This is a genomic window from Halovivax sp. (assembly GCA_007119345.1).
Taxonomy (GTDB): domain Archaea; phylum Halobacteriota; class Halobacteria; order Halobacteriales; family Natrialbaceae; genus Halovivax.
The window spans coordinates 1-19,893 of sequence record SKPV01000030.1 but is presented as its reverse complement, the minus strand read 5'-3'; the positions used below and the strand labels follow the sequence as shown (position 1 = coordinate 19,893).

Sequence of the window (19,893 nt, the reverse complement as noted above, 5' to 3'; positions counted from 1 at the left end):
CGTCGTCGTGACCATCGTCGTCGTCGTGGCCATCATCGTCGTGGTCGCCGTCGTCGTGACCATCGTCGTCGTGGTCGCCGTCGTCGTGACCATCGTCGTCGTCGTGGCCATCATCGTCGTGGTCGCCGTCGTCGTGACCATCGTCGTCGTGGTCGCCGTCGTCGTGACCATCGTCGTCGTGGCCGTGCTCGTCCTCGTCGAAGCGCGGATCCCGCTCGAAGTAGCAGCCGAACTCGCCTTCGACGTAGTGTCGGGCGTCGTCTTCGGTCTCGGGCCGGAGGAAGTACCAGTTGTCGGCGTCGTACTCGACGCCCATGTCCTCGCCGTACTCCTCCAGCACCTCGGGCGTGTCGTGCTCGGGATCGAATGTCACCGTCACGAGGCCGACGTCGTCCGCGTACCCTTCGTCCGTCGCGTCGGCCTGGACGTGCCGGAGGCCGGAGACGAGCCCGGGGCAGGCGGCGTGACAGCGGACGAAGATGAACGTGTACATCGTGTGGCGGTCGCTCTCGAAGTCCCCGGTCGCGACCTCCTCGTCCCGGATGGTGCAGGGGGCGGCGACGTCGGGGAGCGGATCGCCGTGGATCGGGTACGGAATGTCGCCGTTGTCCCGCGCTTCCCGGAGCAGCTCGTACTGGTCCGGCCGGTCGAGGACGACGTTGTCCGTGGGGTCGTCGTCGCGGTCGAGCGCGTCGAGGCAGCCCGCGGAGAGGCCGAGCCCGGCGGCGCCGACGGCGCCGAGGTACGTTCGTCGGTGGAGGGGGTCGGTTGGAGTCATCTGTCTTCAATTGAAGGTGGGCGCCTTCGGTGCAAAAGCAGGTCTTCGGTTCCCAAGCGCCGGGAACGGCCGCGAACGGGTTCGACGGACGAAATTTCGGGAATGCCGCTACTACTCTGGTTAGCTGGACTTTCAATCATCGAAATCAACACCTCGGATACTTCAGCTTCGAAAGTCGAGGGTGCCGGTTCGGCGACCGGATCGCCGTGGCCACGGTTCTCCGTCCCGGGCCGTCGCTCGCGGTTTCGATCCATCGATCGCGAACGCTCCCGTCTCGTCCCGTGCGACGAGCTCGATTCGCGGGACGAGAACTCGACGGGCCGGGTTGCCCCCGACTCGCCGGTTGGCGGCCGTCGGCCCCATCGTCTCCGATCGCGGCTGCGTCAGCCCCACCGACTCCGATTGCGGCGGCGTCAGCTCCTTGGGCCCGATTGCGGCTGCGCCAGCCCCGTGGGCCCGATTGCGGCTACGTCACCCCTCTCAATCCGCCCCGTCCGCGAGTACGGCCCGCGTCTCCTCGTTCAGCTCGCGCATGATGGTCGTGGCTCGGCCCTGCAGTTCCGTCACGTCGTGTTCGAGGGCGGGCTGGCCCTCGGGGTCGGGCCAGCCGACGACGACGCGACCGACGGCGCCGAGGGCCTCGTGGGTCGCACAGAGCGCGCGGGTGTCGACGTAGTCGTAGACGCCCTCCTCCTCGAAGGTCCACTCGAACTCGCGATCGGACCGGAGCAGGCCGCTGTGGAACGTCTCGGCGCCGTCCGGCCAGCGTTGCGGGCCGTAGGTGTCGGGGTGGTAGGACGTGACGGTGTGGCGCCGCCCCTCGACGAGCCACCGGACGGTGCCGCCGGGGTGGACGTGAACGATCGCCGGCTCGAAGCTCGGGTTGGGCATGTCGGTGACTCGCACCTCGACCTCGTTCGCCGGGTCGCCGAGCGTGCCGTCGCCGTCCGCGTCGTCGCCGCCCAGTTCCTCGAACGCGCCGAGGCAGCCGGCGACGGCGGCGAGGCAGCCGCTCGCGCCGAGGGCGATCGCGTTTCGTCGGGTGAGGTGAGTCATGGTGGGTGTGTCGGCGCGCGCGGTGATCGGGGGAGTCGTTCGTCTCCAACCGGTGATACGCGTTCACGACGCTAAAGCCGGTCTGCGGTTCCCGAGGAACGGGAACGGTGGCGGACGGGCTCGGCGGCGCGACGCACGCACTCGATCGAACGGACGATCGCCGCCGTCCGGGTCTCGTCTAACGGACGATCGCCGCCGTCGTCCGAACCCCGCCCGGCTCGCACCGCTGGTCCGGCCCGTCTCGAATCGGGGATATCGGTGGAAGACGGATCCGCGCCGACCGGGTCAGCGCTCCTCGAGCGCAGCCCGGGTCTCCTCGTTGGCCTCCCGCATGACCGTCGTCGCCCGGCCGTCGAGTTCGGTCTCGTCGTGGGTGCACGCGGGCTCCTCGTCGGGATCGGGCCAGCCGACGACGACGCGGCCGACGGCGCCCAGCGCCTCGTGGGTCGCACACAGCGTTCGCGTGTCGACGTAGTCGTAGACGCCCTCCTCCTCGAACGTCCACTCGAACTCGCGATCGGAGCGAAGCAGCCCGCTGTCGAAGGGCTCGGCGTCCTCGGGACAGCGCAGCGGCCCGTAGGTGTCGGGGTGGTAGGCGGTGACGGTGTGGCGTCGGCCCTCGACGTCCCACCTGACGGTGCCGCCGGGCTCGACGTGGACGATCGTGGCCTCGAAGCTGGGGTTGGGCATGTCGGTGACGGCCACGACGACCTCCTCCGCCGGCGCACCGGGGGAACCGTCGCCGTCGTGGTCGTCCTCGCCCAACTGCTCGAGCGTGTTGACGCAGCCGGCCGCGGCGACGAGCCCGCCGGAGGCGCCGAGGGCGATCGCGCGGCGTCGGGTGAGGGGTGTCACGGTGTGGGCGTGGTGGAGTGGCGTCGGCCCGGTGCGAGGCCGACGACCGGTCGGTTACCGCGCTATTCCTCGTCGTCGGGGTCGGGGTTGAAGATGTCCGGCTGGGGCTCGCCCTCGACGTTGATGGTGGCCATCAGCCCCTTCTGGGTGACCCGGCTGAGCGCGTGGTCGACCAGGAAGATCGGGCCGGGGACCTCCATGTCCATGGTGCCGAAGGCGGTGGTGCCGGCGGCCTGGGCGGTGCCCTCGATGTACTGGGCGGGTTCCGAGAGGACGTCGCCGTCGCGGTACCACGTGCTCCAGACGTTGCCGATCGGGTGCGGACCCGAGGTCAGGTTAGGGCCGCCGTTGCACCAGAACACCCGGACGGTCTCGCCGACTTCCGCCGTCAACGGGCCGTACTCGCCGTCCTCGGTGAAGCGGCCGACTTCGCCGTTGAAGAGGACGTACGTCGGGTCCTCCGTGGCGGCCTCGTCGAAGTCGAAGGTGTGGTGACCTTCCTCGCCGGTGTCGCCGTTGAGGTAGAGCTCGTGCTGGCCGAAGTAGAACTCGCGGTCGACCTCGGGGAGGCCGTCCTCGGGTTCGACGAGGATGGTGCCGAACATCCCCAGGCTGATGTGCTGGTCGTGGTTACCGGGCGCGCAGTGGTAGATGTGCGCGCCGGGGTACTTGGTCTGGAACTCGATGACCTCGGTGTCCTCGCCGGGGGCGATGGTGGTGTCGACCGCGCCGCCGCCGGGGCCGTATACCGCGTGGAAGTCGATGTTGTGGACGTCGGCGTTGTACTCTTCGGGGACGTCGAACTCGAGGCGGACGGTGTCGCCGACCCGGCAGCGGTACAGCGGACCGGGGATCTGTCCCTCGAACGTCATGAAGGTGGTGGTGACGCCGGGTTCGATCTCCGCGACGTGTTCTTCGGTCTGGATGCGCCACTCGTGGGTGCGCGGTTCGTTCCAGTCGACGGGGTCGGGGACGTCGGTCGGATCGGCCGCGATGGTGTCGACGTCCGGGGTCTCCGCCGCCGGGAGGCCCTCGTCGGCGCTTCCGGCGTCGCTTCCGTTCTCCTCGCCGTTCTCCTCGCCGCTCCCACCGACGCAGCCGGCGACCGCAACGGCACCGGTCGCGCCCACCGCCGCCATGAACTTTCGCCGGTCGTACGTGGATTGCTTCATTGTTACATGTAGGGGTAGTGGCCCACACTTGTTCAAAAGTAGAGGCGATTCCGCGCGGTTGGGAATCCTTCGATGGTGTTCGGCCCGAAGTATATAAAACACATAAAGACCCCTCATATACGCCGTCCCCTCACTTACGTGATATCAGGCGTTCGGTCGCGTCCGAACCCGGCCCGAACCCGCGGTCGACGGCTTCGGTCGGTACGGGCCCGCGAGGATGCGCCGACGGCCGGGAGCGGCGTGTGGTTTCCCCACCGCACGGCGAGTCGTGCGCAGTCACCTCGGTACGAGAGCGGCGTCGTCACCTCGATTCGAGAGCGGCGTCCTCGCCAGGGTGCGAGCTGGACTCGGTCGGCTTCGGTCGAGAAGGACCCCGTCAGACCGCGGCGAGCCCCGTCTCGACGACGATCGCCACGAGGATCGCGCCGAGGTAGTAGTTCGAGACGTAGAACGACCGCAGGGCGCGCTCGGTCGTCGGCTCGAGGTACTGGCGCACCACCGATCGGAGGAAGACGACCCCGAGGACGACCGAAACCAGCGCGTAGAACCAGCCGAGACCGGCGACCCACCCGAGGAAGCTGGCGGCCAGCAGGGTCGCGCCCAGGTAGCCGACGATGTGCCGGCGGGCCCGCCGTTCTCCGGCGACGACGGGGAACATCGGGAAGCCCCCGCGGGCGTAATCGTCCTTGTAGGCGATCGCGAGGCTGTAGAAGTGCGCGGGCGTCCAGAGGAAGATCACGGCCGCGAGCGCGATCGCGGGCAGGCCGACGTCGCCGGTGACGGCCGCCCAGCCGATCAGCGCGGGCAGCGCTCCCGCCCCGCCGCCGAGGACGGTGTTCCAGGACGTGGTCGGCTTCAGGAGGACGGTGTACAGCAGGACGTAGTAGGCGATCGCGGCCATCGTCAGTACCGTCGCGAGGACGTTGACCCAGACGAGCATGACGGCGGCGCTGGCGGCGACGAGCCCGGCGCCGAAGGCGACCGCGTTCCGGACGGGGACGAGCTGGTGGACCAGCGGCCGGTCCGACGTCCGCTGCATCTTCCGGTCGCGATCGCGCTCGTAGACGTGGTTGAAGGTGCCGCTGGCGCCGATGGCGAGCACGCCGCCCAGCAGCGTCGCGACGACTGTCCCGAGACTGACCGTCGCCCCGGTGACCGTCGCCAGTCCGATCCCGGCGAGCGCGACGAGACAGAGCAGCCACATCAGGCGCGGTTTGGTGAGCGCGAGGTAGGCGCCGGCGGTCTGGCGGAGGCGAGCCGCTCGGCCGTCGGGGCGCTCGATCGGTTCGGGTTCGTCCGCGGGCTCGGGGGCGCCGTCGGCGTCGACGGGGTCCGACGGGAGGGATCCCGTCGCGGACTCGACATCGACCGGGTCCGCCGTGGCGGACTCGGGGCCCGCATCCGCCCCGACCGGCGCTGGATCGGGCGCCCTCGCACCCCCGGCGTCGATGGCCTGCCGCTCGTCGGTCAGGACCTCCAGGTTGCGGACGAGGGGGACGAGCAGGGCGGCGAAGATCACCATCGCCAGCGCGAGGTGAACGGTGCCCGCCAGCGCCGACTCGCGGACGACGAGCGCCGCGCCCACGCCGACCTGGATCGGGTAGAGGACGAGCGCGGTCGCGATACCCGCGCGCGTGTAGCCGTCGACGTCGAGCCGTCGGGCGGCGAACGCGGTCGCGACGAGGAGGACGCCGGCGACGAGCGCCGCCGCGCGGTGACTCCAGAAGAGCAGCGCGTCGCCGGTGACGGGGCCGAGCGCCCAGCCGCTCTCGCAACTGGGCCAGGTGGTGCAGCTCCCGGCGCTGCCCGTCGTCGAGACGGCCGTGCCGAGGGCGATGAGGAGGTACGTCGCGACGGTCGCGGCGACGAGCAGTACCGCGAACCGCGTGCGATCGATGTGTGGGATCATGGTGTGGGTGGGTGGTGGCCGAACGCGGACGGCCGCCCCGTCCGCGGCGGCGCCGTCGTCGGTCAGGTTCGCCAGATGACGGTCACGACCTCGTCGTCGAGCTCGAGGGTCTCGCGGGCGTAGCCGCGGTCGTCCAGCTTCGGGAAGAGGAACTGCGGGACCCGGTCGTTTCGCTGGACCAGGACGGTCTCCTCCGGCAGCTCCGCCAGCCGCTCCAGGGTGGTTTTCAGGGGCTCGGGCGGACCGAGCGAACGAACGTCGAGCACCTCCCGCGGGCGGTCGCTCGGCGCGTCGGTCCGGTCGACGACCGCGTCGGTCGACTGCATAGGCGGCGATTGCTCCCGGCACCGCCTATGCCTCGTCCCGAACCGATTCGGACGGTTTCTCGGGGTGCGGGAATCGGGCTCGCGGAGCCCCGTTGCGGACGGGCCGCCCGCAAGACGGGGTGGTTGGGACGATGGGGACGGCTCGGACGACGGGGACGACTCTGACGATGGGGACGGCTCGGACGGTGGGGACCGCTGGGAGGATGGGACGGCTCGGACGGTGGGGACCGCTGGGAGGATGAGGACGGCTCGGCGGATGCGGCCGTCAAAAACGTGCGTCGGGTACGAACGTGCGTCGGGGCGGTGCGGACCGCGCGCGTGACTACGCCTCCGTCTTCGGGAACGTCGCGACGAACTTGCCGTCCTCGACCCTCTCGACCTCGTAGCCGTCGGCGTCGAAGGTTTCCACCTCGGCCTGGAACTCGTAGAAGAGGGGCTTGGGCTCGTGGTCGTTGACGATCGTGAGCGCCTCGCCCGCCTCGAGCTCGTCGAAGGCGTCGTGGATGGTCGGGTGGCGGTCTACCGGCGGAATGTCTCGGACGTCGAGTTCGGTCATGCGATCGGACGTCGGGGCCCGCGGTCCATCCCCCTTGGGCCGAATCCGTTCGGCGGATAGGCTCGCCGGGCGGACCGGCGGTGGATTCGACGGACCCGCCGGTCGTCGATCCGGGCGGCGGACGCCGACTCAGTCCCGCTCGATGCGGACGGCGAACAGACCGTCGTCGTCGGTGGTTTCGTGGTCGAAGCCGCGTCGGTCGAGGACGTCGTAGAGGGGCGCGGGTTCGAAGGGGGCGATCAGGGTCAGGCGCTCGCCGGCCGGGAGGTCGTCGAGGGCGGCCATGATGTCGTCGAACGGCGGGCCGTCTACCTTCCGGACGTCGAGCACGCGGTCGGTGTCGTGTGTGGACATCGGCCGGGAGTTCGCCGGCCGTCGAGTTGGGCGTTCAGGCGAACCGGTTCGGAGGGTCGGGCGGCCCGGTTCGAGGCGTCCGTCGCGGCCCGCTTCGGCGTCGGGAAAAGACAACTTCCTCACACTACCTCGCACATGTTCGGCACCACGACGATACCCCGTCGTCCCGAACCCGTTCGTATGGCACACGCGACGCTCGCGGTGACGCTTCCCGAACGAGTGTGGATCTCGCAGGTTTCCCGGGCGCACCCGGAGGCGACGTTCCGGGTTCTGGCGGCCGTTCCCGGCCGCGAGTCCGGGTTCGCGCTCGTTCGGATCACCGGCCCGCACGTCGAATCCGTCGTCGAGGCGATGGCCGAACACGACCAGATCACGGAGCTGACGCCCGCTCAGTGGACCGAGGGCGAGGCCACCGTCCACTTCGAGACGACGGCGCCGCTCATCATGTTCTCCTCGCGGGAGTCCGGCATGCCGATCGAGCTCCCGGTCGAGATCACCGACGGCGAGGCGACCCTCGAGGTCACCGGCTCGCGCGAGCGGCTCTCGGAACTCGCCGAGCAGCTGCAGGCCTTCGGGCTGCGCTACCGGGTCGAGCACGTCCGCGAGCGCCTTCACGAGAGCCAGGTGCTCTCCGAGCGCCAGCGCGAGGTCGTCCTCGCGGCCGTCGAGCAGGGCTACTACGACACGCCCCGGCGGTGCACGCTGACCGAACTCGCCGAGCACCTCGACATCGCGAAGTCCACCTGCAGCGAGACGCTCCACCGGGCGGAGGAGGCCATCATCAAACGCTTCGTCGCCGACCTCCCCGACGTGACCGAGGACCCCCACCTCGAAGCACAGCTGGCGACGGATTAGCGCGTTCGCGACGCGCTCGGTATCCCTCGACCCGTTCGCGTCACGAGCGCGGTTTCGTCGGGCCGCGATATGCGGTCGACGGTCGTCTCGCACCGGCCCGGTCGCACGTCTCGCACCGGCCCGGTCGCACGTCTCGATGGACGAGAGGTCCGGCGTCGCCACCGTTCGGTTCGGGTACCGGGAAGCGAATCGGGTTTCGATCGGTCCGACGTCCGTCACGTTACGCTTGCGAATATCGCGGGTGAACGTAGCACGAGGCTGGGCTGCACTTGTGAGGAGCAGTGATCGATTAGTACAGAGATTCGGTTGTCACTGAAACGGGGGCTTTCGGCATGCAAACCGTTCGACCGAAGAATTACGGCGACGTGGCGACACGGCCATCGCTGTGGTACTGCTCGATCGCTGATCTCCGGACAAGACGGGGAGCGGTCTAGGCAAGGAACTTATTCGAGCCGACGGTCTCAACGTGTATATGAGCGAACGGGCCGGGGCTTCTGAGACAGCGTTCTGGGGAGTAGCGGACGACGCCGAGGCCCTCCAGCGCTATCGCACCCTCGTCGATACGATCGACGACGGGATCTATCGACTCGACGCCGAAGACCGCCTCGTCTCGGTCAACGACGCTATCGTCGAGATAACCGGGTACACGCGTGAGGAACTGCTCGGCGAGCACGTGTCCGTGCTCTTCGGTGACGACAGTGGGACGATCGAACACGAGATCGACCGTCTCCGAGCGAACGCCTCCGAGCGAAGCGAGTTACTCGATCTCACCGTGGAGACCGCCGAGGGGGAACAGATTCGCTGCGAAGTGCGGGTGAGCGTGCTCGACGCGGGTGATACCGCGCACGGAACGCTCGGAATCGTTCGTGAAATTGGCGAACGCAGACGGGCGGAAACGGAAGCCACCGAAGCGACCTTTCGTCGACTGTTCGAGAACGTGCCCGGCAACTATCTCATCGTCCAGCCCGAGGACTACGAAATCGTGGCCGTGAGCGATGCATATCTGGACGCGACGATGACCGAGCGGGCGGAGATCATGGGGAAGACGTTGTTCGAGATCTTTCCGAACAACCCCGACGATCCGGCCGATGGCGTCGAGAACCTGCGCGAGTCGCTCGAGAGCGTCACGGAGACTGGGGAAGCGGACACCATGTCGGTGACGCACTATCCGATCCCCGATCGCGAGTCCGACGGCGACGAGTTCGAGGAACGCTGGTGGAATCCGATCAATTCGCCGGTGTTTGACGCGACCGGCGAACTCGACTACATCGTTCACAACGTCGAGGACATCACGCCGATCGTCCAGGAACTCCAGGAAGACGGCGAGCAGGAGCTGCTACGGGATCCAGACACGGCGGATTCACAGCTCGCATCGAACATCGTACTGCGTGGACAGGAGTTGCTGCAGGAGGCAAAACGAGAGGCCTACGAACAGCTGCGCGAGAGCGAAGAACGATTTCGCGCGTTGGTCACCACCACGTCGGACGTGGTGTTCAGTACAAACGCGGATTGGAGTGAGATGCACAATTTAGAGGGGGCAGATTTCCTTTCCGACACCGATGAGCAACGCTCGTCGTGGGTCGAACAATACGTCCCTCCCGAAGACCGGCCGCGGGTTCAGGACGCCATCGACGACGCCATTCGCACGAAAAGCAGCTTCGAACTGGAACACCGAGTCGTTCGTGAAGACGGCACGGTAGCCTGGATCGTCTCGCGTGCAACACCGCTCCTGGACGAGGACGGGGAAATCACTCGATGGTTAGGAGCGGCGAACGACGTCACCGAGCGGGTCGAACGCGAGCGCTATCTCGAGGATACCAAAGAACGACTGGAGGCGGCGGCCGAGGCCGGCGCTGTCGGGACGTGGGAGTGGCACATTCCCGACGACCAGATGGTTACCAGCGCTTCCTTCGCCAAGAAGTACGGGATCGACCCCGACGCGGCCACCGAGGGCGTCTCGCTCGACCAGTTCATCGCGGCCATCCACGGGGACGATCGCGAGCGGGTCGAACGAAAAATCGAGGACGCCATCGAATCGGGGGAGGAGTACGAAGAAGAGTACCGCGTTTGGGACGCCGACGACGAACTCCGCTGGGTCGTCGCGCGCGGTCACGTCGAGTACGACGAGGACGGTACTCCGGTGTCGTTCCCCGGCGCCCTGGCCGATATCACCGAGCGCAAGCGGTTCGAGCGGCGACTCGAGGAATCCAACGAGCGTCTCGAACAGTTCGCCTACGCTGCCTCACACGACCTGCAAGAGCCCCTGCGGATGGTCACGAGCTATCTCCAGTTGATCGAGCGCCGCTACGCGGACGAGTTCGACGAGGACGGTGCGGAGTTCATCGACTTCGCCGTCGACGGCGCCGACCGGATGCGCGACATGATCGAGGGATTGCTCGAGTATTCGCGGGTCGAACGGCGCGGCGACCCCTTCGAGCCGATCGATCTGGACGCCGTTCTCGCGGATGTTCGCCAGGACCTCAAGATGAAAATCGAAGAGCACGAGGCCGCGATCACGGCCGAGTCGCTGCCTCGTGTCGAGGGTGACCCAGGGCAGTTACGCCAGGTATTCCAGAACCTGCTTGCTAACGCGATCGAGTACAGCGACGACGACCCGCCACGGGTGGATATTTCGGCTGTGCGGAACGGTTCCGAGGTAATCGTCTCGGTCACCGACGAGGGGATCGGCATCGACCCGGACGACAGCGAGCGCGTCTTCGAGGTATTCCAGAGCCTGCACGCGCAGGACGAGCACTCGGGAACGGGGATCGGCCTCGCGCTCTGTAAGCGCATCGTCGAGCGCCACGGTGGCGACATCCGGGTCGAGTCCGAGCCGGGCGAGGGCGCTACCTTTTCGTTTGTGCTCCCCGCCGTAAGCGGTGACGAGACGTGAATTCACGATACTGGCCGGTTCAGGCGTTCCGGTCAGGGTTCACCTTTTTGCGAGATATGCGGCCTGTCTCTTGCAGCGACGCGCGGAAATACCACAGTGCTGCCAGAATCGACGTGCTCGTTACAGCGGACGGATCCAACACGGCAACCGCGTTTATTCCGGGTCCTCTCCACTGAACCAGCCGTGCTACGGAACGTGCGAGTGGACCTGACATCCACAAGACACTCCCCGTCTCCGAGGACGTCTGGCCGGCGACGACGGGCTATCTCGACCACAACTTGGAGAACCTGGGACTCGGCCACGCCGTCGGCGAGGGTGGCCTCTGGCGGACGGTCGACGGCGGCGACTCCTGGAACCGCATCGACCGGGGCAACGATTTCTCCTACATCCGACGGGTGTTCGTCCACGAGGGTCGGGTGTTCTTCTCCGGCGGCGAGGAAGCCCCGCCCGCCTGGGTGAACGACGAGCACGCGACCGCGCTGTTCGAGTCGAGCACCTTCGGCCGCGACTGGGAGCGAGTCTCCTATCCCGGCGAACCCCACGAGGTCATCGAAACCTGGGAGACCTACGACGGCGAGGTCATCTGTGGGTCCGGGTTGTTCGACGTCCCGGACCAACGCGACGACGTCGAGGGGCGAATCGTGCGCCGCGACGAAGAGGGCGAGTATCACACGGCAGGCCGCGTCGACGCCAACGTCAGCCGCATCGAAGCCATCTGAACAGCGATCGACGATTCCCCACCACTGCACTCCACATGACCGATACGACAACTTCGAACTCGGGCCCGCCGTCGGCGCTCGGCCGGCTCCTGTACAGCGGCGTCTTCGCCATCACGGCCATCGACGGCTTCCGGAACAACGAGAAGCGCGTCGAGATCGCACGCGAGAGCGGCGTTCCGACGCCGGAGGCGATGGTCCCGTTCGCGACGGGGATGCTCCTCGTGGCCAACCTCGGCATCCTCCTCTGGAAGTACCCTCGTGCCTCAGCCGGCGCGCTCGTCGCGTTCTTCCTGAGCACGACGCCGGCCATACACGACTTCTGGGCGATGGAGGGGAAAGAACGGCAGGCGAACGAGATCGACTTCCAGAAGAACGTCGCGCTGCTCGGCGCCGCGTTGGTGCTCCTCGACGAAGCCGCTACGGACGACGACCAGTCGTGACCGACGATAGGGATTAGCGTCGGCCCTCCTACGCTACGACGTGGTAGATCACGGATGTGTCGTTATCCCGATGACCGATTCAGAGCACGGATGCAGCACGGCGACGTCGTTCGCTTCGCACCGAAAACGGTGAATCACCCGGTCGCTGCACGTGCATGTCAATCGCCGACCGGGTTCCGGTCGACCTGTGAAAATTCGTCACCCATTGCCGCTATGTGACTGACTCACATAGGCAAATGTGGGTGAGCGACCACATGGCTAAAGCAACGGAACCGGACGGGGAGAAAGAGCTGGGGACAGTTACGTCCGCAGACGGGACCGAAATTGCGTACGAGCGGTCGGGAAGCGGTCCGCCGCTCGTCCTCGTCCACGGGGCCATTTTCGATCGCGCGATCTGGGAACTCGGCGACGTCCGTTCCACGTTCGCGGAACGGACCACGGTCTACGCCGTGGATCGACGGCATCACGGCGACAGCGAGTCCCCCGACGAGTACGGCGTGGAAGCGCAGTTCGACGACGTGGTCGCGGTCGTCGAGTCGATCGACGACCCGGTACACTTGCTCGGTCATTCCGCAGGGGCCAACTTTGCACTGGGTGCGGCCCCGCGAATCGACAATCTACGCAGCTTGATCCTCTTCGAGCCCGGCATCCCCTCCGACGACGAGGCTGTAGCCCTCATGGAGGAGGCGGGCGAAGAGCTGATGGCGTTGTTAGACGCGGGGCAGAACGAGCAGGCGCTAACGTTCTTCCTCGACGAGGTCGCCCAACTCGCGTCGGACGAACTCGACGAGCTTCGCTCGGCACCGATATGGGACGCGCAGGTGGATACGTTCCATCAAACACTCCTGCCTGGGTTAAAAGCGGCCGAAGAGTACGAGTGGGATCTCGCGACGTTCGAAGCCCTCTCTACGCCGACGTTACTTCCCGTCGGAAGTGAGAGCGGGTGGCTCACAGAGACGGCCGAGAAACTCCACGACACGCTGCCGAACAGTCGGCTCGCGCCCTTCGAGGGACGCGGACACGCCGCAAGCATCGTCGCACCGGACCGCTTCACGGACGAGGTGCTGTCATTCATCAGTGACGTAGACTAGACCCTAACGTTGAGGCATCTCCGCTCGGGAGTGACCTCGAATTCGTGCGACATTCGCGCCCTGTATGCACCACGCCGTCCAAATCTCGTTACTTCTTGCTCATTTCAACGGGGCCGAACCCGCGACCCGGCGGGATCCCACAAACACGCTGATTTTAACCCACCACGTCCCTGCACCGACCCGAATCGCGAGCGCACCGGTATGGTATCAGCGCTGGGTTCCAACGCCGCGCGGTTTTCCGCCCGTTCGAGTTCGATCTACGACCGTGAGCCGCACAGCGACGGCCCTGCCACGGCGCGATCGCCTTACGCTCGCCCGTGTAGGTGATTGGCACGGACGGTGAGTCCTCGGCGGTGATCGTCCGGGCGACATCAACACCGATTCCGACGTCTGATCGGTGACCCCGGTGGACCGCCGCCCATCCCTGGGGGATTGGTCAGGGCCGGTGGGACCGCATCACCTCCGGCTCGTCGCGATATCCGGGGCGGTAGGGGTCTTCAAGCGTCAGTACTGAAATGGCAGAAACGGCCCCGATCAGGGGCCGTCGTCCGAACCGACGGAACCTCCTCGATCGATGGCCGTACGGTCGGGCACGGGACCGACACCAATCCCGTGCCAGTTGACGCCTCGACCGCTCGTCGGTAAACGATAACGGGGCCTCTCAGGCCCTGAGGCTGCCGTTATCGGGAAGTAGCCGTCCCGTCCGGAAATGAGGGTGGCCAATTACTTCGAACCATCTCCGGATCGATTTCCGCAGGCACTGCGATGGGGAACGCCTCCTCCGTCGAAGGAACCGCGACCCGCCGTGCCGTCCGCTGTCGATCGACGCGCAACCGTCGCGCGGATGCGGCGCGGGACGGCCGGAATGCACGATCGCCAGTCGGTGTTGGGTGGGCGCGGGAATTCGTCGCTGGGTGGCTTCCCCGCGCCAGTTCGAGAGCGACACGTGCTATCAATCAACAATTCGGGGGGCACTACGTTGCCTGAACGAAATACTCGCCGACGGGCCCGTCAGCCCTGACCCGCGCAGTCGGAAGCCCGGTGGTCGCACGTCGTCCGGATCGAGCACGGAACGGCCGTAGATCCGGACCGCCTCACCGTCGCTGCCAGAACAGCGCGTACAGGATCCACGCGTAGACGACCGCGCCCGCGAGCGCGATCGCGGCGCCGACGCCGGCGATCGATCCCGCGTCGGTCGCGATCCCGACCGCCTCGATCGTCAGCCCGACCGCGAGCAGGACCATCGAGGCGAGCGCGGTTCGGTCGTCGACGCCGGGCGCCGTCCCGATCGCGGGCGGGTAGAACTGGTAGGTGACGCCGACGATCGTCAGTCCGAGGAAGCCCCCGACCGCGAGCCGGTAGTGGGCGTCGAGGACGATCGGATCGAGGTCGGCGACGCCGGCGCCCCAGCCGAGCGCGACCGCGACGACGCCGAGGACGGCGCCCGCCAGCACGCCGTGGAAGCCGATCCTGGCCCGGTCGGTTCGACGATACATGTCCGCGACGGCGATCGCGAAGCCGACGATCGCGACCGCCTGGAGCGTCGCGCCCGCGGCGAAGAGCCGTCCACCCTGGAAGTCGACGGCCAGCAGGGCGGGGGCGAGCGCCCCCGCGGGGAGGACGACGGCGACCAGCCACGGCCGGGGCGTCGAGACGAAAAAGCGCGGGAGCAGCCGGAACCCGATCCCGAAGACGAGCAGCGTCGCGGTCCCCGCCGCGAGGACGTGGGTCGCCGCGGGGCCGGGCGCGACGAGCGCCGACGAGGTGCCCAGGGCGTCGAGGGCGAGGAGTCCCGGCGAGGTGCCCAGGGCGTCGAGGGCGAGGAGTCCCGGCGAGGAGCCCAGCGCGTCGAGGGCGGGGAGCGCCGCGCCCGCCAGCAGGTACGCCATGACGACGGGCACGACCGCGTTGGCCGCGCGATCGATCCGGCGACGGTGGCGGTTGATCTCGCCCGTGGCGGTCTCGCGGCCGGTGAGGTTGTCGCGGACGGTCCAGCCCAGCGTCCCGACGAAGACGCAGACGCCCGCGAACCAGGCGGTGGCGCCGACGACCCCGATCCAGGCGGTGGCGCCGACGATCTCCATCGGCGGGCCGCCGCCGCCGACCGCGTCGACGAACAGCGCGCCGGTCCCGAGGGTCGCCAGCAGGAGGTGGGCGCCGGCGGCGTTCGGGAACGCGAGCTCGCGGTCGAAGTAGGTCGGCACCAGCGAGTAGGCTTTCCCGAAGACGACCGAGAAGACGAATCCCTGGAGGCCGAGGACGACCGTCGCGGACCGGTCGAAGCCCGCGACGACGGCGCCGTTCCAGCAGACGAACCAGGCGACGCCGACGACGACGAACGCGCGCGACCACCGGGTCACCGTCGCCGAGGTCATCGTCGGCTATCTCCGCTCTCGGTCCGTCATCCTTTCGTTCGAGCGCGCCCGCGTCGCGGCGTCGGTCACGAGTCCCGATCCGTCGACGCGTCTCGTTGCACGGAGACGTCGGCCGCCGAGTTCCGTTCCGTCGACGCGTCCCGTTCCGTCGCCGAGTCCCGTTCCGGCGTGGCGTCGACTGTCGCGTCCGGTTCGGCCGCTGGGTCGGCCGCCGGGTCAGGTTTCGCCGCCGAGTTCGGCTCCGTCACCGCGTCCCGTCCGAACCGCCGGGCCGGCCGCTCCGAGCGCGTCTCGCCGACCGCGACCGCCCCGGTCTCGCGGAACCGCCGCTCGGCGCGAGCCATGCGCTCGTCGAGGGCCTCGGCCCGGTGGTGGGAGGGGTGAACGCGCACGCGGACGTCGTCGAACTCGTGGCGATCGCCGAGGCCGTTCCACGCGCGGAACGCCCCCGCGACGAGCGAGTCCGCCTGCGGGCAGAACTCGGTCGTGGGGGTAAACTCCGCCCGCAGGACGTCGGGGTCGTCGGCGTCGACCGCGTAGCGGAACCCGGCGTCCGGGTGTCGCCGGTCGAGGTTGAGCTTGGTCAGGTTGTAGCCGAACGTCGCGTCGTAGACGCCGCGCTCCTCGAACAGGTCGCGGCTCAGCCGGTGGAACGCGGCGTGGGCGACTCCCTCGAGGACGTCGTGGCCCGCGAGGAACGGTCCCGGCGGGGGCTGGTGTTCCGGGTCGAAGGCGTCCCAGCCGTCGAAACGGTCGTCCGCGTCCTCGCCCGAGCGGAAGGCCGAGAAGGGGTTCATCACGCGGGGATAGCGCCGGACGGTCCCTCTAGGTCCCGCCGAACGTGTTCGCGGCCCGACCCGTCCCCGCGACGATTCGCGGCGGTCGCGGCGACTTCGCGGCCGCGCGGGTCGGTGCGGATCCGACTCGCGAAACCGTAACGGTTGGCTTTTTATGCCGACCCTTCGTACCCCGTCCCATATGTTCAAGGCCATCGTGGACGCGGGAACGCTCTCCAGCGCGCTCGACTCGGTGAGCGTGCTGGTCGACGAGTGCAAGATCCACCTCGAGGAGGACGGCCTCCAGATCCGGGCCGTGGACCCGGCGAACGTGGGGATGGTCGACCTTTCGCTCGACGCGTCGGCGTTCGAGTCCTACGAGGCCGACGGCGGGCTCATCGGCGTCGACCTCTCCCGGCTCGAAGACATCGCGAGCATGGCCGAGACCGGCCAGCTCGTCCAGCTCGAACTCGACGAGGAGACCCGCAAACTGCACACCCAGATCGAGGGCCTCGAGTACACCCTCGCGCTGATCGACCCCGACTCGATCAGGCAAGAACCCGACATCCCGGACCTCGACCTGCCCGCCCGGGTCGTCCTCGAGGGCAAGGACGTCAACCGCTCCGTGAAGGCCGCCGACATGGTCTCCGACCACATCGCGCTCGGCGTCGACGAGGGCGAGGAGTTCTTCTACGTCGACGCGGAGGGCGACACCGACGACGTCCACCTGGAGCTCACCCGCGATGATCTGATCGACCTCCAGGTCGGTCCGGCCCACTCGCTGTTCAGCCTCGACTATCTGAAGGACATGAACAAGGCCATCCCGGGCGACGCCGAGGTCACGCTCGACCTGGGCGAGGAGTTCCCGATCAAGATCTACTTCGGCTTCGCGGAGGGGCAGGGACAAGTGACGTACATGCTGGCGCCGCGGATCCAGAGCGACTGACGGGGGCGCCGCCGGTGCGGTCGTCGGATTTCGGCCGCTCACTTCGTCGGCTCTTCTTCGAGCGCGAACGCGAAACTACGACGACGCGGTGGACCGAATTCTCCAGGGGGTACCGTTGTTCCGATCTGCGGGTGCTCGGGAACGGGATCGGTACGCCGATCCGCCGCGCCGCCCCGATCGCGGGCCGCGGACCTCTCTCGACCCGGTCGTGGATGTGAGGCGTCGGTTTCCGGGGCACAACGGATCGACCGTCGAGAAAGAACACATAGAAAATTTATATATGGTAACATAATCGTTCTTAACAGACCCTATTCGGGTCCGTGATATCATGGAACTCAACAGGCGGTCCATACTCAGCGGCATCGGTGCGGCGGGCGTCTCACTGACGTTCGCGGGATACGTCGGCGCGACCGAGGGTGAAGCGGCGCAGTTCATCGTCACGACGGACGACACCGGCGTCGCGGACCGCGTCGAGCGCGCGGGGTTCGAGGTACGCCGAGAACTCGGCCGCGGCGACGTGCTGCAGGTCGTCGGTGCTGGGGGCGACCGCGAGGCCCTCGAATCAGTTTCCGGCGTCCAGCAGGTCGCGCGGAACGCGAGGTTCGGACTCGAAGGGCCCGAACTCGAGGAGTTCGATGCGGGCGAAGCCGATCGGGGGAAGCCGGCCTTCTGGGATATACAATGGGACAAGCACGTCACCGACTGCGCGCCGGCCCACGAGCTCGCGACGGGTGCCGGCGCCCGGATCGCCGTTCTGGACACCGGCATCGATCCAACGCATCCCGACCTCGCTGCGAACGTCAACTAGGGGCTGAGCGCGCTGTTCAGCTCCGGGGACCCGATCGACGACCACCCGTGGGACGAACACTACCACGGCACCCACGTCGCCGGGACCGCCGCCGCGACCGGTGACGTGGGCGTGATCGGCACCGCCCCCGACGCGGAACTCGTGTCGCTGAAGGTGTTCTGGTTCGAGGAAATCGACGGCGAGGTCGTCCTCACGACGACGACGGCCGACATCCTCGCCGCGATCACGGCGGCGGCAGCGATCGACGCCGACGCCGCGAACATGAGCCTCGGGACGCCGCCGCTCGACCCACAGCTCAACGCGGCGGGCATCCGCGTCGCCTACGAGCGAGTGATCCAGTACGCGAGCAGGGAGGGCACCGCCGTCGTCGCCAGCGCCGGGAACTCCGACGCCAACCTGCAACAGGGCGGCTACTTTACGGTCCCGAACAGCACCGCTGGCGCGCTCAGCGTGAGCGCCACGGGGCCGAACGATGAGCGCGTCTTCTACTCGAACTACGGGACTAACGAGATCGACGTCGGGGCGCCCGGCGGCGGCTACGAGACGCTCGAAAAAACGCTCGAAGAGGATCCCGCCGAGGTCGCGTGGCCGTACCCGCTGAACCTCGTGTTGTCGACGATCCCTGGCGGCGAGTACGCGTGGCTCGCCGGCACGTCGATGGCCGCGCCGCAGGTGGCCGGCACCGTCGCCCTCGTCCGCGAGCTCGCGCCGGACGCCAACGCCCGGCAGGTCGAACAGGCCGTCAAAGCCGGTTGCGAGGGCGTCGACGGCCAGAGCGATTCCGACACGGGCGCCGGGCGGATCAACGCGAAGAACGCCTGCGAACGCGTCGACGACTGAACCCGCCGGCAGCGTGACGGCCGGAGAGGAGGAAGACGACGGACGGCCCGGCTTCGGCGCCGTCGCGGCGCTCGTCGGGCTGTCGGTCGCGTTGCTCGCGGCCCGCCGACGGGTGTAACCGCCGACCGGTCGCCGTCGAGGCGATTCCGGTCGGTTCGCGGCCTGCGATTCGCGGTTGCGGGTCATTTTCCGCCCCTATCTTCCGCTGAGCGCGTGCTGTCCCGATCACCCTGTTCGACGTGCATCTGGGGCCGTACCGGGGACTGACGCCCCGAACTTCCGTTATTTCCGTTACGTATCCGACAGGGATAGGTTCAACTAACGTGACCATCAGCACGGAAGCCACTTCCTCCGGGTCGCCGGAGCGGGCGCGCAAATGCCCCGGGTGTGACCACACCCGAGACGTGACTTCCGAACCCTATGAGGGTTTCCGAAGCCATGGTTCGAAACACACTTAATCGAAATAAACGTCCTGCACGCATCGTCGGCAATTGCCCTCGCACGCTTGACGACGAGCGACGCGTCCGCTCGGATAGTCGCCGCCGAGGCGCGCGAAATTGCGCGGAGTCAGTCCGTCGACGCGCGACGACCGTCCCCGACGTATAGCGGTCGCACGCGGATGAACGGAGTCTCACCGACACTCGCCGCGAAGCCGCCGGAGAGCGGACCGATAGCGAAGACGGGGTGTCGCGTCCCGCGAGCCCGCCTTCCCGCGCTGCCCGCGGTGTGGCCGCCCCATCACGGACGTCCACGCGCTCGGCCCGCGGATCCATAACGCGGTCCCGTGCGGCTGCCCGCTCACGCCGGACGAGGTCAAAGACCTGTAACGGGGTGACGGGACCGTGCGCGTTCGAAATCGAATTGCCCGCCCGTCGGCGCGCAATCGATCGTGGATCGTCCGTTATCGACCACTCCCGCCGATTCCGATCACCGAACCGTTACCGGTCGCTGGGTTTTTGTGAGCCCTCGTGGACGTCCGTCGGTATGGTGACCGCGGTCGAGTTCTCGATCCCGGGCGAGTCGTTCCCCTTCGGGCGGGCGTTCGCGGAGATCCCCGAGGCGGACGTCGAGCTCGAGCGCGTGGTTCCGACCGGCGACGGCCCCTGTCCGTACGTGTAGGTGTGCGGCGTCTCGACGGAGGACG

18 protein-coding genes and 2 pseudogenes are annotated in these 19,893 nt (G+C 67.8%); 10 read left to right on the top strand and 10 right to left on the bottom strand.

Going from position 1 to position 19,893, the window contains the following annotated elements; genetic code table 11:
* The 8 genes from QZT59_RS02785 to QZT59_RS02750 all read right to left on the bottom strand — a co-directional run.
* On the bottom strand, positions 1-778 hold a 778-nt coding region (locus QZT59_RS02785), incomplete at its 3' end, for an SCO family protein (RefSeq protein ID WP_290811022.1).
* Positions 779-1,258: 480 nt separating this feature from the next.
* Positions 1,259-1,834 carry a halocyanin gene (locus tag QZT59_RS02780; RefSeq protein ID WP_290811019.1) on the bottom strand — a complete coding sequence of 192 codons (576 nt, stop codon included), beginning with the start codon at positions 1,832-1,834 and terminating at the stop codon, positions 1,259-1,261.
* 285 nt (positions 1,835-2,119) lie between these two features.
* Positions 2,120-2,689, bottom strand: a complete 570-nt coding sequence (locus QZT59_RS02775; protein WP_290811016.1) for a halocyanin — start codon at positions 2,687-2,689, stop codon at positions 2,120-2,122.
* A gap of 62 nt (positions 2,690-2,751) precedes the next feature.
* Positions 2,752-3,861 carry a copper-containing nitrite reductase gene (gene nirK / locus QZT59_RS02770; protein ID WP_290811013.1) on the bottom strand — a complete coding sequence of 370 codons (1,110 nt, stop codon included), beginning with the start codon at positions 3,859-3,861 and terminating at the stop codon, positions 2,752-2,754.
* A gap of 376 nt (positions 3,862-4,237) precedes the next feature.
* Positions 4,238-5,770 carry a heme o synthase gene (locus tag QZT59_RS02765; RefSeq protein WP_290811010.1) on the bottom strand — a complete coding sequence of 511 codons (1,533 nt, stop codon included), beginning with the start codon at positions 5,768-5,770 and terminating at the stop codon, positions 4,238-4,240.
* Between the two features lie 62 nt (positions 5,771-5,832).
* Entirely contained in the window at positions 5,833-6,096 is a 264-nt protein-coding gene (locus QZT59_RS02760; protein ID WP_290811008.1) for a DUF2249 domain-containing protein, read from the bottom strand.
* Between the two features lie 322 nt (positions 6,097-6,418).
* Positions 6,419-6,652 (bottom strand): DUF2249 domain-containing protein, encoded by a 234-nt coding sequence (locus QZT59_RS02755; RefSeq protein ID WP_290811005.1) that lies wholly within the window; start codon positions 6,650-6,652, stop codon positions 6,419-6,421.
* Between the two features lie 129 nt (positions 6,653-6,781).
* Entirely contained in the window at positions 6,782-7,006 is a 225-nt protein-coding gene (locus tag QZT59_RS02750; protein ID WP_290811002.1) for a DUF2249 domain-containing protein, read from the bottom strand.
* Between the two features lie 180 nt (positions 7,007-7,186).
* Between QZT59_RS02750 and QZT59_RS02745 the strand changes: the two genes are divergently transcribed.
* The 5 genes and pseudogenes from QZT59_RS02745 (at position 7,187) to QZT59_RS02725 (ending at position 13,004) form a co-directional block, all read left to right on the top strand.
* The gene (locus QZT59_RS02745) at positions 7,187-7,861 is read left to right on the top strand and encodes a helix-turn-helix domain-containing protein (RefSeq protein WP_290810999.1); all 675 of its coding nucleotides are present in this window, start codon (positions 7,187-7,189) and stop codon (positions 7,859-7,861) included.
* 472 nt (positions 7,862-8,333) lie between these two features.
* A complete protein-coding gene (locus QZT59_RS02740) occupies positions 8,334-10,754 on the top strand; it encodes a PAS domain S-box protein (protein ID WP_290810997.1) in 2,421 nt (806 codons plus the stop codon).
* A gap of 209 nt (positions 10,755-10,963) precedes the next feature.
* Positions 10,964-11,473: pseudogene (locus tag QZT59_RS02735) on the top strand (sialidase); the annotation flags it as partial.
* 35 nt (positions 11,474-11,508) lie between these two features.
* Complete coding sequence (locus QZT59_RS02730; protein WP_290810992.1) at positions 11,509-11,913, top strand: DoxX family protein; 405 nt, start codon at positions 11,509-11,511, stop codon at positions 11,911-11,913.
* Positions 11,914-12,149: 236 nt separating this feature from the next.
* Positions 12,150-13,004, top strand: a complete 855-nt coding sequence (locus QZT59_RS02725) for an alpha/beta fold hydrolase (RefSeq protein ID WP_290810989.1) — start codon at positions 12,150-12,152, stop codon at positions 13,002-13,004.
* Positions 13,005-14,098: 1,094 nt separating this feature from the next.
* On the opposite strand, the gene QZT59_RS02720 is transcribed toward QZT59_RS02725, so the two are convergent.
* Both QZT59_RS02720 and QZT59_RS02715 read right to left on the bottom strand, forming a co-directional pair.
* Positions 14,099-15,379 (bottom strand): hypothetical protein, encoded by a 1,281-nt coding sequence (locus tag QZT59_RS02720; protein ID WP_290810986.1) that lies wholly within the window; start codon positions 15,377-15,379, stop codon positions 14,099-14,101.
* A 281-nt stretch (positions 15,380-15,660) separates the two neighbouring features.
* Positions 15,661-16,176, bottom strand: a pseudogene (locus QZT59_RS02715) (hypothetical protein); the annotation flags it as partial.
* 181 nt (positions 16,177-16,357) lie between these two features.
* On the opposite strand from QZT59_RS02715, the gene QZT59_RS02710 reads away from it, so the two are divergent.
* From QZT59_RS02710 to QZT59_RS02695, 5 genes are all read left to right on the top strand, one after another.
* Entirely contained in the window at positions 16,358-17,101 is a 744-nt protein-coding gene (locus QZT59_RS02710) for a DNA polymerase sliding clamp (RefSeq protein WP_290810983.1), read from the top strand.
* Positions 17,102-17,429: 328 nt separating this feature from the next.
* Entirely contained in the window at positions 17,430-17,909 is a 480-nt protein-coding gene (locus tag QZT59_RS19135) for a hypothetical protein (protein WP_343195722.1), read from the top strand.
* A 3-nt stretch (positions 17,910-17,912) separates the two neighbouring features.
* On the top strand, positions 17,913-18,749 hold the full coding sequence (locus QZT59_RS19130) for a S8 family serine peptidase (protein WP_343195723.1): 837 nt from the start codon (positions 17,913-17,915) through the stop codon (positions 18,747-18,749).
* 13 nt (positions 18,750-18,762) lie between these two features.
* Positions 18,763-18,867 carry a PGF-CTERM sorting domain-containing protein gene (locus QZT59_RS02700; protein WP_290810981.1) on the top strand — a complete coding sequence of 35 codons (105 nt, stop codon included), beginning with the start codon at positions 18,763-18,765 and terminating at the stop codon, positions 18,865-18,867.
* Positions 18,868-19,733: 866 nt separating this feature from the next.
* Positions 19,734-19,868: a hypothetical protein gene (locus QZT59_RS02695; RefSeq protein ID WP_290810978.1), complete on the top strand. Its 135-nt coding sequence runs from the start codon at positions 19,734-19,736 to the stop codon at positions 19,866-19,868.
* The last annotated feature ends 25 nt before the right edge of the window (positions 19,869-19,893 follow it).

Coding starts and splice junctions, on each gene's coding strand:
- QZT59_RS02740 (WP_290810997.1), top strand. CDS start 8,334: ATGAGCGAACGGGCCGGGGCTTCTGAGACAGCGTTCTGGGGAGTAGCG.
- QZT59_RS19135 (WP_343195722.1), top strand. CDS start 17,430: ATGGAACTCAACAGGCGGTCCATACTCAGCGGCATCGGTGCGGCGGGC.
- QZT59_RS02780 (WP_290811019.1), bottom strand. CDS start 1,834: ATGACTCACCTCACCCGACGAAACGCGATCGCCCTCGGCGCGAGCGGC.
- QZT59_RS02725 (WP_290810989.1), top strand. CDS start 12,150: ATGTGGGTGAGCGACCACATGGCTAAAGCAACGGAACCGGACGGGGAG.
- QZT59_RS02720 (WP_290810986.1), bottom strand. CDS start 15,379: ATGACCTCGGCGACGGTGACCCGGTGGTCGCGCGCGTTCGTCGTCGTC.
- QZT59_RS02755 (WP_290811005.1), bottom strand. CDS start 6,652: ATGACCGAACTCGACGTCCGAGACATTCCGCCGGTAGACCGCCACCCG.
- QZT59_RS02765 (WP_290811010.1), bottom strand. CDS start 5,770: ATGATCCCACACATCGATCGCACGCGGTTCGCGGTACTGCTCGTCGCC.
- QZT59_RS02730 (WP_290810992.1), top strand. CDS start 11,509: ATGACCGATACGACAACTTCGAACTCGGGCCCGCCGTCGGCGCTCGGC.
- QZT59_RS02750 (WP_290811002.1), bottom strand. CDS start 7,006: ATGTCCACACACGACACCGACCGCGTGCTCGACGTCCGGAAGGTAGAC.
- nirK (WP_290811013.1), bottom strand. CDS start 3,861: ATGAAGCAATCCACGTACGACCGGCGAAAGTTCATGGCGGCGGTGGGC.
- QZT59_RS02695 (WP_290810978.1), top strand. CDS start 19,734: ATGGTGACCGCGGTCGAGTTCTCGATCCCGGGCGAGTCGTTCCCCTTC.
- QZT59_RS02710 (WP_290810983.1), top strand. CDS start 16,358: ATGTTCAAGGCCATCGTGGACGCGGGAACGCTCTCCAGCGCGCTCGAC.
- QZT59_RS02745 (WP_290810999.1), top strand. CDS start 7,187: ATGGCACACGCGACGCTCGCGGTGACGCTTCCCGAACGAGTGTGGATC.
- QZT59_RS02760 (WP_290811008.1), bottom strand. CDS start 6,096: ATGCAGTCGACCGACGCGGTCGTCGACCGGACCGACGCGCCGAGCGAC.